The 12,556-nt window shown below is 38.0% G+C and carries 7 protein-coding genes; all 7 read right to left on the reverse strand.

Features of this window, described 5'->3' with window-relative positions; genetic code table 11:
• Positions 1 to 399 precede the first annotated feature (399 nt).
• A complete protein-coding gene (locus ACUNWD_RS20660) occupies positions 400 to 2,730 on the reverse strand; it encodes a GH92 family glycosyl hydrolase (RefSeq protein ID WP_445589772.1) in 2,331 nt (776 codons plus the stop codon).
• A gap of 119 nt (positions 2,731 to 2,849) precedes the next feature.
• The gene (locus ACUNWD_RS20665; RefSeq protein ID WP_445589773.1) at positions 2,850 to 4,391 is read right to left on the reverse strand and encodes a glycoside hydrolase family 28 protein; all 1,542 of its coding nucleotides are present in this window, start codon (positions 4,389 to 4,391) and stop codon (positions 2,850 to 2,852) included.
• 134 nt (positions 4,392 to 4,525) lie between these two features.
• The gene (locus ACUNWD_RS20670; protein WP_445589774.1) at positions 4,526 to 6,337 is read right to left on the reverse strand and encodes a RagB/SusD family nutrient uptake outer membrane protein; all 1,812 of its coding nucleotides are present in this window, start codon (positions 6,335 to 6,337) and stop codon (positions 4,526 to 4,528) included.
• 26 nt (positions 6,338 to 6,363) lie between these two features.
• On the reverse strand, positions 6,364 to 9,684 hold the full coding sequence (locus tag ACUNWD_RS20675; RefSeq protein ID WP_445589775.1) for a SusC/RagA family TonB-linked outer membrane protein: 3,321 nt from the start codon (positions 9,682 to 9,684) through the stop codon (positions 6,364 to 6,366).
• Positions 9,685 to 9,763: 79 nt separating this feature from the next.
• On the reverse strand, positions 9,764 to 10,954 hold the full coding sequence (locus tag ACUNWD_RS20680) for a FecR family protein (protein ID WP_445589776.1): 1,191 nt from the start codon (positions 10,952 to 10,954) through the stop codon (positions 9,764 to 9,766).
• Between the two features lie 130 nt (positions 10,955 to 11,084).
• Positions 11,085 to 11,705, reverse strand: coding sequence for an RNA polymerase sigma factor (locus tag ACUNWD_RS20685; protein ID WP_445589777.1), 621 nt, complete (start codon positions 11,703 to 11,705; stop codon positions 11,085 to 11,087).
• Between the two features lie 314 nt (positions 11,706 to 12,019).
• On the reverse strand, positions 12,020 to 12,556 hold a 537-nt coding region (locus tag ACUNWD_RS20690), incomplete at its 5' end, for a glycoside hydrolase family 97 C-terminal domain-containing protein (RefSeq protein WP_445589778.1).

Raw genomic sequence — 12,556 nt, forward strand, 5'->3', positions numbered from 1 at the left:
AATTTTTTGCTTGCAATCCCATGGATATAAAAAAGAAAGTTAGAAGATAAATAATTTGAGTTTTGGAGTTTTTCATTTTTTCTGATTAAAGTTTTGAAAATTTAATCTTGTTTAGTATTTCTTTAGAGGTCCGTATCCATTAACAGAAGACTAATATTGTGATTTTTTGATATACTTGATTTAAAAAAATTAAAGGAAAACCCAGATAAAAGTAGAATTTAAATTTGAGATTACGCAATATCAAAATAAGAGAATATCAATTTAAGAGATCTGATTTCCCAGGAATATTCGGTAAACTATATCGTTACAATTAACAGATAAAAACCCCTCGTTTACGCTGTCTTCAAAAGGGGTTAACGAAGATCCTATCGACTATGTTTTTAGGAAAACACCTTGTTATTATTTTGGATTTTCATATCTTTTAAGTTTTAAAGTTCCCCCTTCAGATATCTGACTATGTCGAAGCTGAAAGGAAACTAAAGGTTTTTCATTGAAAGCAGCTTCTTTGACACAATCATGTTCATCTGCCCCTTCTGCCTCAATTATGAAAGATTCACCAGCATAGTATTTAGGGTTCAATTTAATCTCTACCCGGCTAAAAGTAGGACTGGATATTTCGTAGATAGGATCAGCTTCAACACCACCTGTCATCTGGAACAAGCCTAACTTCATTAACACAGCCAGTGTTCCCATCAATCCCTGATCTTCATCTCCATTATAGCCCCTGCCAGTAGACAAGCCTTCGTAAACCGACTCTACAATTCTTCTTGACCAATATTGGGTCAAATCTGGTCTTCCCAGATGATTGAATACAAATGCAGTCTGAATGGACGGTTGATTGCCATAATTAATAGGAATTCGGGAATATTCTGGATGGTTTTCCTTGGCATGGGCAGTACCCGAGGTAAAACCGAGTTTCTGTGCTTCCTCAAATTGAGCATTCAACTTCTCAACTGCTGCATCCCTGCCCCCCATTAAATCAGCTAAGCCTTTCAAGTCTTGTGGAACAAACCATGTCATTTGTGCAGCATTGGACTCAACGAATCCGTTGGTATACTCGTAGAGATCAAATGGCTCCATCCAGTCTCCATTTACATCCTTAGGTCGCATCCAGTTCGTTTCAGAATCAAATATGTTCCTATAGTTTTGGGATCTTCCAATAAAGTGCTTGTAGTCCTCTTTTTTCCCAAGAACCAGCGCCAATTGTGCTAAACACCAATCCTGAAAAGCGTACTCCAGGGTAACACCACCTCCAGCCTGGTGATATCCAAATTTTCCCTCCGGTATCGGATAAGGCACATAACCGTTTTTGATGTAATAATCCAGACCTCCGCCCTGGCAGGTTTTATGCTCATAGCCGGCTTTTGTCATAATTCCGCCAGGCATGTGGTTTTTCTTCAATGCCTGATAAATCTGTTCGAGGCTGTCTTTTACAATTCCCTTTTGAACAGCACTTACAATAAATGGTGTTGAAGAGGCCCCTGTCATCACATAGGTATAGTTACCTCCTGACGGGCCACGAGGTACCAATCCTCCATCTTTGAAATACTGCATCATCGAATGCACAAATTCTTCCATAATTTCTGGATAAACAAGCCCCCAAAGCGTATTGATAGTCCACTGCGCTCCCCAGAAAGAGTCCGAATTGTAATGGTTGAATTTTGGCCTTCCATTTTCATCTAAGGGCAGCTGTCCAATGCGAAATGATTTTTCCGTGTTGTCAGGATATGCTCCGTTAACATCGCTGATGATACGTCGGCCCTGCAATGCATGCCATAAATCAGTATAAAAACGCCTTCGCTGTTCTTGTGTACCACCTTCTATTTTAATCCGTGAAAGCATGCTGTCCCATTCGTCTTTCGATTCTTTCACTATTTGCTCAAAATTCCATCCCGGTAATTCCGACTGCATATTCTCATTTGCGTTTGCTGTAGATGTGTAAGAGATGGCTACTTTCATCAGCAGGACATCTTCCTCCAGCTTATTAAAATGGACCAAGTAGTTCCCTGTTTCAGCATCTTTCTCTAATCCAGACACCGGTTTGTCAAATTCTACCCTGAAAAAAACTGAACTATCTTTTGGGCGCCGAATTGTCGGGGCATTTACTGTCTTCCCTTCCAATGTACTTTTACCAACTTGATGCAGCGTTCCGTCTTTCATCACACTTGGCCCAAGTATACCGGTCAGGTTAAAAAGAACTGCATTGCCCCCACTCTCAGGAAAGGTATAACGGTGAAAACCAACTCTCTTGGTGGATGTTAATTCGGCTTTGATCTGGTAACGATCAAGAAAAAGTGAGTGATAACCAGGGCTTACTTTTTCTGTCTCATGGCCAAATTTTGAAAAATAGTCATTAAAAACAGTCAACTGCTTTTCCTGATCAACGGCTACAGGCATAACTGAAATCCCCGCCAGCTGCCAAGCATGAATATGACTGAAGCCTTTAACTGTATCAGTATTGTAACGGTAACCGCTTCCCCAGGCTCCACCCAATTGCGTATCAGGATTAAGGTTCACCATGCCAAATGGTCGACAGGCAGATGAAAAGAAAAACCAGCGCGAGTTGGCAGAATCCAGGTGAGGGTATACCAGATCGACCACCTCATTCTTTGAAGCTGTTTCTTCTGTTATTTGACATGAGACGCTAATAACGAGTAGTAAAATTAAAGATACAAGCCTCAAAAACAATTGATTAACCATGATTTTTAATGTGAAATATTTTTCTTTCATATTGTGAATTTAGATGAAGTCCTTACTTTTAGCATTTAATTTGCCTTTTAACCTGAAATAAATATAGCAGTTCTGATTATCGAGCTACGGTAAAATATTCATAAACTAATTCATAGTTGTTATTCTATTTTATAAAGAAGTTTATTATTGACCTTAGTTTTAACATCCGACACATTTTTCAACACTATTTGGTCAGTTTGTTTTTCATCCGGCAGCTTGATACTTTCAATGCTAAAACCGTTCACGTCATCCAAAACAAATGCCGGGCGAAAATCATCATTTTTAAGCTTTAGCACAATGTTTTTAAATGTTACTCCTTTGGCATGTCTGATATAAAATGCCCAAGCCGGGAGCTCTCTAAACATTGAAAATTCAGGATAGTCTTCTATCTGTTCAGGTACCTGTTGTAAACGTGTTATTGGCAGGTATGCCATGCCTTTGGATGCACGCCCGGGATATTCAATTTCAATATTTTCAATTAAGACATTTTCAATTTTATGCCCTGGTATCCCAACAATAGATGAAGGAAACGGGTTATGGAAAAAATCGACCTCCGGCCCACGCATGTCATAATCAATGTCTGGCCGACCAAAAGGAACCTGCACCTTTATATCGTGAATGTGGATATTTTTAATTGTGCCCGGCTTTTCACCTCTCCTGTGCCCCAGTCTGATAAAAATTGCGTTACCAGTATTTTTGGCAACGATGTTTGAAACTTTAATATTTTCAATCACACCTCCATCAACGGATTCGATTGCTATTGCTGATCGAAACGTATCAAAAATCTGAATATTTTCGATGGTAACATTTTTAAAACCACCATGCGAAGCTGTGCCAAATTTTATGGCACTGGCACTGGATCGTACTGTGCAATCTGCAATATAAATTGAATCATTGCAATGCTCAGGTGAATGCGATTTCAAACATATTCCATCGTCTGCGGAATTTACATTGCAATTGGTAATCTTCACATTTTTACAATCTGTAATATCCATCCCATCATTATTCCAATAGGCCCGACTAAAAATATTGAGTTTGTCGAGTACCAGATTACTGCACTGTTCTATTGACAATCCCCAGCATGAAGCATTTCTGAAATGAACTCCCGTGAGACTCACATTTTTACAACCAAAAAAATGAATAAGGTCTGGTCTGCTTCCTTCACCAGGTCTCATACGTCTATAGTTGTATTTTGGCTCTGCAATAACCCCGGCATGGTAAAGACTATCAATATTTAATGCCAATGCTCTTCCGTTTGCATCAATTGTCCCTTTTCCTGAAATAGCTATATTCTCGACATTTGAAGCAACCAACAAAGCCATAGGTGATTTGCCAACATTTAGTGATATTCCCGTTCCATTAAGTAAATCTGCGGAACAGTAATCGGAAAGGTTTGAGCTGCCAAATAAGATTGCATTCTCTTCGAAGAACAATTCAACACCAGACTTCAGGTGCAACAATCCGGAGATAAATTTCCCTTTTGGAAAAATAACCTTACCGCCCCCGTTTTCTGATGCTTTATCAATCACCCCTTGAATTGCTTTTGTAGTCAGGGTTATTCCATCGCCAACTGCACCATAATCGGTTATGGTATAGTTTTTAGCTTGAACAGGGAAAGTGTAAATAAAAACGATGGATAAAATTGAGAAAAATGTTTTCATGATAATTGTTTTTGTAATCAACAAATTCTAAGTAATCTAATCGAGGATAAGTACCAACATGCTTAATATTTAAAGGAGAAGGAGAAAAGGCTTCTGCTTTTTCTCCTTCTCAAATTATTTTAGAAAACTAATAATTAGTATCCATCATTTTGTGAAATCTGTGGTGAAGACCGGTCGATTTCAGTTTGTGGAATTGGACGAAGTAAATGTGTTTCCTTTATGGTGTTTGATTTTTTAACCCATGGATTCATACTTTTTGTTCGTTCAACCAGTTTGCCAGTACGTTTCAAATCCCACCAGCGATTAAACTCACCCATTAGTTCACGGGCACTTTCATCCAAAATCAAATCGATTGTAATATTTGCTGCAGTGGCCCTGTAAGAAACTGTTTCCATTGAGGTAATATCCTCAGGGTATTTAGCACAATGCGGGTCAATACCTACACCAACTGCACGGTCGATTACCTTATTGTAATAATTTTCTGCCGAACCCAGCGTGCCGTTTCCTGCTCCTTTTACAATGGCTTCGGCTGCAATCAAATAAGCTTCTGCCGAACGGAACAAGGCAAAATCGAAGGTTCCATATCCATTCCCATACTGAATTCCCGGCTGCCAGAATTTCCACATCAATGGAGTTAATCCATTAATCAATGAAGTTTGAGCTTTACCATAATCAGCAATCGTAATTACCGTGTATTTTTTTGTTCCACCGATATCGATTCCTCTATCATTTAAAGTCAACACTTTATTCCAAGGAGGGAAATAGGCTACTGTATCCCCTTTTTCATAGCTCACTTTTACGCCTTCATCATTTACAATATACTCATTTGCATCCTGCAATGCATATTGTGCATCAACGAAATTGTGTTCATATCGGCTATCTTTTTCTGGATCAAATAAACGGTACATAGCTGGCGCAGTGATTGTCTGCGCTAAATGTCTATTGTAATCGCTGGTTCTGCCAACGTTACCAGGAAGTGTTTCTCCGCTACCGCCAAACAATGAATGGTAGCAATTTCCAGGTTCATTCTGTGTCTCGTTTCCATAAGTCAGGATGTCAGAGCTATACTGAACTGCAAAAACTACCTCACTATTTTGATCATTCTGTGTTCCATTATATTGTTGCAATGGATTTTCATCATGAAGCGGAAATAAAGTTTTGTATTGTGACACCAATGGATAGGCGGCAATAACCTTGTCAGCCCAAGTTAATGCTTGCTGAAAATCGTCAGCACTGCCTCCCAATGAATTATCAAAATTCCATCCGCGAGTAAGATAAACTTTTGCCAAAAGAAACTGTGCTGCACCTTTTGTTGCTCTTCCATAATCTGTTGCTGTTACTGGCAGTACAGCCTCGGCTTCAGTTAAATCTTTTAGAATTTGTGTGTAGATTTCGGCAGAAGGAACCCTCTCCACATCTTTTTTCGGGGTAATAGTTTCAGTTAAAGGCATTGGTACGTCTCCCCATGTTTGTACCAAATAAAAATAGCTTAATGCCCTCAGAAACTTAGCTTCACCAACCCGTACTTCTTTTGTTGCTGGATCCGAATAAGATATTCCCTCCGCACGTCCAATAGCCGTATTGGTACGTCCAATTTCCCGATATAGAATATCCCAGAAATCGGATAATTCTCCAGATGATGAGTTTAATGTTACATCGTACATTTCAAAGGGACTTGCTGAAGATTTAGCTGGATTATCAAATTCTCCTTGTGTGAAAATATCTGTTCCATTTAAACCCAAATTGATTTGATCCTGAGAGCTGATCATGTCTCGTAACAAAGGATAACACGACTTAACAAGATCCTCGTATCCAGCCTCATCTACTATATAAGAATCTGAAGTTACGTTTGAAATTGATTCCTCTTTCAAAAAATCATCGCAGCTAGAAACAATTACTATCAGCAGCAGTGCAAACAGCACATGAAATATTATATTATTTTTCATTTTCATATTTTTTATTTTAAATCGAGCTAGAAAGATAAATTAATACCAAAAATGAATGTGGAATTTGGCACATCGTCTCCATAGGTGCCTGAATTAAATTCAGGATCCATCCAAATATTTTTCTCTTTTGTAAATACAGCTAAGTTATTGGCTTGAATATAACATCTCACACCACTAAACTTCAACCTATTAAGCAACTCATCAGGAAGATTATATCCCAGTGTCAAATTTGAGATTCTCCAGAAACTAGCATCTTTATATTGTATTGCCTGACGGTACGGATTTGATTGCCAAACGCCAAAATAATCGTTAGTTGGATTATCCTCTGTCCAATAGTTCAGGTTTAACCTATTATAACGAGAACTTCCCAGTTCCCCCATTGTACCTGACAATAGTGAATTTCTAAACTGAACTCCTTGCCTTGTATAAATCATAAAGGAAAGATCCCAGTTTTTATACGTAAATGTGTTTGTGATACCTCCGATCCATTTTGGGAGTTGATTTCCTAAAACTACACGGTCATCTGCATCAGCAGAAGAGGATATTTTTCCATCATTATTTTGATCTACAACTTTTACCGAACCAGGAATTTGTCCATACTTTGCAGCTTCAACGGCTTCATCCAATTGCCATATTCCATCAAATTCGTAGTAATAGTTTGTAAGTAACGATTCGCCAACAAACAAGTTGTTAGCAATATCTCGGGTTACCGTTCCACCATATAATTCAAGTATCTCGTTATGGTTAGTTGAGAAATTTAATGTTGTACTCCAATTAAAATTTGTATTCTGAATATTAACAGAATTAACAGAAATTTCAATACCTCGGTTAACAAGTTTTCCAACATTTGCAGTAACCGACTCAAATCCCAGTGAAGTAGGTAGTGCTACATTCTGTATCAGGTCATTCGTTTTTTTGTCATAGTATTCAGCATCAATCCGAATCCGATTATTCATAAACCCCATATTCAAGCCAAAGTTAACTTCAGAACTATTTTCCCATTTCAAATCGGCATTTCCAATATTGTTTGGCGTGTATCCATAAGCCTCAGTACCATTAAAGTCATACGAGGTTTTGCCAAGATAAGCTTGTGTGCTATATGGTTGAACCACGTCATTACCAACCTGTCCATAGCTTAAACGAACTTTAAGGTCGGAAAATAGATTAAGATCTTTTATAAATTGTTCTTCTCCAGCTCGCCATGCAAATGCTAATGAGGGAAAGAAAGCCCATTTATTTCCAATTGCTAAAACTGATGACCCGTCATAACGACCAGTGAGCGTCAGTAGATATCTATCATCGTAAATGTAATTTACACGTCCCATAAATGAAAAAATAGAACGCTCAACCAAATTACTCGCTGTGCTTTTAATTGTTGCAGCAGTATTAAATGCATACCACCTAGAATTATATGGTAGGTTCTCAACATTCGTTCCAGCACTTTCAAACCTTTCTTTTAGTGCACTCTGCGCTGCTGTGATGTTAAAATCATGCACTCCTGTTTTCAGTTTGTAATTCAAAATATTGTCCCATGTCCAGGATGTATTCAAATTAAATGAATTAGTGGCTACTGGAAGTTTATTTATCCTGCTTTTAGTATCAGTTCCTTTATAAACACCGTGTCGACTATTATAAACAGATGTTGATAAGGATGATTTAAAGGAAAGTCCTTTTAGTGGTGTTAATTCAATAAAACCATTTCCCAGAAAACTGGAAACGCGTGTTTCGTCCTGAAAATTTTTACGTTGCACTTCATGAAGTGGATTTTCAATTTGTTTATCTTTGATCCCCATCCAGAATGCGTATCCATCTACATCTTTATCGCTGGTTTCGGAAGGATTGGTCAGGTCATCATAGTATATAGTTCCAGTCGGCCTAACACGATAAGCAGCACGCAACGCCTCATTCGATCCCAGGTTTTGAATGCTATAAGTATAATAAGAATTGAATCCTACTTTCACAACATCATTCAATTTGCTTTCTATACTTCCTTTAAGGTTAAACCGCTCATAACCCGTATACAGCAAATTACCTTTTTCACTCAGATAACCAGCGGAAAAATAATGAGTTGCATTCTCATTTCCACCAGACAATGCTACAACATGGCTGGTTTGCACCGAAGGATCAGTAACCAGATCAACCCAGTCAGCTGATTTACCTGCTTCAATATTAGCCAGCTCTGCTGTCGTCCAAACAGGTGTAGCACCTGGTTTCTCTGCGATAACAACATCATTATACGCATGATAGAACTCCTGGGCAGTCATCAGATCAGGAAGATTTGATGGAACCTTTACGCCAACATAACCATCGTAAGTAACTTTCGTTTTTCCTGAAATTCCTTTTTTTGTAGTAACGATAATGACTCCATTTGCTCCACGCGCACCATAAATTGCTGTGGCCGATGCATCTTTCAACACATCCATCGACTCAATATCACTTGGATTTAAGGTGCTTAAACGACCACCCATTACTCCGTCAATGACAACAAGAGGTTCACTGCTAAAATCAATAGAATGTAAGCCACGAATATCAATTGTATATTCTGCTCCCGGACGAGAATTTCGTTTATTAACATTTACCCCAGCCACTGTTCCTTGCAATGCACTTGTAGGCTGTACTGGATTTGTCCGGGTAATTTCTTCTGATCGAACTGAGCCCATTGCACCAGTTACATCACGTTTTTTTGCCGACCCATAACCAATTGCCACAACCTCTTCAATACCAATCGAATCTTCCTCCATAACCGCATTAATTGAAACTTTTCCCGCGACCGGAACTTGCAGTGTTTTCATTCCTACAAAAGAAAAAACCAAAATGGCATCAGACGGCACATCTGACAAAGAATAATTTCCATCCGGATCGGTAATGGTTCCCTGCGTAGTTCCTTTTACCACCACGGTTACTCCAGGAAGCGGAATTCCAGAACTATCAGTCACATTTCCTTCGACAGTCTTTTTTTGTTGAATTGTAATTTCACCAAGCTTAATGGAAGGCTCTTTCAGAATAATCTGGCGATCCCTTATTTCGTAATCCACATTTGCTTGTTTGCAGATAGCTTCAAGAATATTCTCAATGCGCTCGTTCTCAACATTTAGAGAATACTTTTTCTTAAAATCGAAAATTTCGTCTTTATATAAAAAAATAAAATTTGATTCGTCTTCAATTGATTGCAGAACTTCCCGAATATCAACCCCTTGGTAATTTAGCGTAAGTTTAGTTGATTGGGAAAAACTATTTGCAAACGAAGCAAATACCAAAAGAATAAATAAGGCTGTTAGTTTCATCTTTCTCCAGATTTTTTCCACTTCCTCACCCGGAGGAAATGGTTTTTTACATTTTTTTTCCATAAATTTGATTTGTTAAATGATTAGAAATTTATTTTTAATCGATGAGCCGGGCAGTGCGGGAACACTTTTCCGGCTTTTTTTATTCTGTTATTTCATAGTAGTTTCCTCCTTTATTGGTAATCTTAACCGAAGCGGTGTTGGCTAGAACATCCAAAACATCATCTTTTGTCCCCTTCAGTTCCAATTTTCCTGATATCTTCATCTTTCCCATCCTGTAATCAACCAGGTTAAAGCGAATATTGTAAAAGCGTTCCAACTTCTTGATCACATAGCTTAAATCGGTACTGGCAAACTTTAACATACCATCCTTCCACAAGACGTAATTTTCAACACTAACATCCTTAACTTCAACCTCTTTTAATGATCGATAAAATGAAGCTAGTTGATTTGGTTCCAGATCGACTGATTTGTTAAATACCCCGGCAATATTTTTACGAATCCTCACTTTCCCTTCTGTCAAAACAGTTTCGTAAACCGGATCTGATTCGTATGCCATCAAATTAAACTTCGTCCCCAAAACTTCCACATTCATTTCCGAAGTCTGCACAATAAAAGGATGTTTCTTATCTTTCGACACCTCGAAAAATGCTTCTCCATCTAAAAATACCTCGCGTTCCTTTCCTGCAAATTTTTCTGGATAAATTAAGCGGCTACCTGCATTTAAGTATACTTTAGTACCATCGGCGAGTAAAACCTCCGAGGTTTTTCCAAAGGGCACAATCAACTGGCTCATTAAATTATTATTCGAGTTACCCGTTTTTTTAACTTCAATGGTATCATTTACCAGCAACTTATTCTGAGCTGGCTGATATACAAACTTTGAATTATCTTCCTCTGTCTTAATTTGCTGCCCGTCTGGACGGATTAGTGTAGTTACATCCTTATGCGAATTTTGCATAAATTCCTGCGTCAGAAATTGAGGATTGGTATAGTCTTTTTGATAGAATATAAGTGCCCCAATTGCAAAGAAAAGTAAAGCAACTGCAGCGTATTTTGAAATTGAATTAACCAAGTGAAGCTTTCTCCGCTTGTCCTGAATCGTCTCGATATCTTTTAGGATTCTTGAGAAGATAATTATTCTCTCGCTTTCTGAAAGCTTATTGTCTTCTGTACGAAACTTTTTAACGATTCGTTGAGCCACCAATAAATTAGCTTCCTCTTTGGGATTTTCCTGTTTATAGTTTTCCCACCAACTGTCTAATTCAGGCGATGGATTAAAGATCCATTCGATAAACTTTTTATTCTCCAGAAATTGACTGATCCTGTCCATAGATGTTATGGTATTTTCTATAAAAGGACATCAAGGTGAAAAACATGGACAGAAAAAATGATTTTTTTAACAAAAAAACAACAAAAAAACTGACGACAAGCTACTTACAAGCAAATATCTTAGTAAACTTTTAAGACATTGAGTTAATTTCACTAAAATTACTGATTGCTAAATCAAGTTTATGCCGGATAAAAATTGAAAAGAGTGTAAGTTCGTTTTCATTGAGTTGATCCCGAACAGCCTTAATTGCCCGATATACCTGTTTTCGCACGGACTCAACAGAAATATCAAGCATCTGTGAAATTTCATCGTATTCCAGCGACTGGTTAAATCTCAGATAGATTGCCTCTTTTTGTTTCGGTGGCAATTGCTTCATCGCATTAATCACCTTATTCCAGACCTCAGAATCAGATTCTTCCCGGATTATTTGTTCTTCAAAACTATATTGAGTGTCAAATAAATCAGACTCAACAATAGGCCGGTTTTCGATTTTACGGCCTTTTTGCATCTTTCGGATTAAATTCCTTTTTAGTGACAGGATGAGATAAAACTTCAAATGGTCAACTTGAACTTTGTTTTTTTTTCGATTAAGGTATAAATCCAAAAAAGTTTCCTGAATGACATCCTTCACTAACTCAACATCTTGGCACAGCTTAGTTCCGTAACGAAACAAATCATCCACAAATGCATTGTAAATTTCTGCAAAAGCCTCCTTGTCATCTTCAAGAAAACGTTTCCATATTAAATGCATTTTATTTGTAGTCTGCTCAAGCATGAATAACAAAAGTGGTTAAAACAAGATTTACAAATAAAAAGAAATTGAATGAAAGTAGCAATGAAACGATTTTTGAAAAGTCTGGATAACCAAGTAGCCCCTTAAATGTATATTTCTAAGGGGCTATTTTCATTGGATGGTATTGCAACTATTAATCGTGCGTATGTTGAACAGTTTAATTGTGCTCAATTCAAAACCAAAAGCCCTTCAGGATATGTTTCTGAAGGGCTTAAATAGTTAATAATTACTTAGAATAAGAAAGGTTCGCTCTAAGCAAATGAACGTGTCTCTTAAAGTTTTTTGCAGATGGCTGCCCAGCCACCACCAGACGCCATTGGAATTTCAATCGTTGAGTTTTTATTCACTTTTTTGGTGATATGTGAATAATCAACAGCTGCTTTGCCTACGTTGACGCCATCCTGCATAATTTCTATCTCATATTCTCCTTCACCCAAAAATGAAAGATCAATATCCAACGTACGTGCATCCGCATCAGTCATTGCACCCAGGTACCAATCTTCTCCACTTCTTTTTGCAGTAACAATATAATCAGCAACTTTGGCATCCAAAATTTTGGTCTCGTCCCATACTGTCTTCATTTTGCTCAGGAACCGGGTACATTCTTCCTCTTTATAATAATTGCTTGGACTATCGGACAGCATTTGCAAAGGAGCATCATACACAACGTACATGGCCAGCTGGTGGCAGCGCGTACCTATACTCATTGGATTACTATGGCTAATTTTGAAATCTTTCAAATGGGCATTATGCATTGCTCCCGGAGTAAAGTCCATCGGCCCTGCCAACATCCTGGTAAATGGTAAAGT

The organism is Sunxiuqinia sp. A32, from assembly GCF_052690465.1.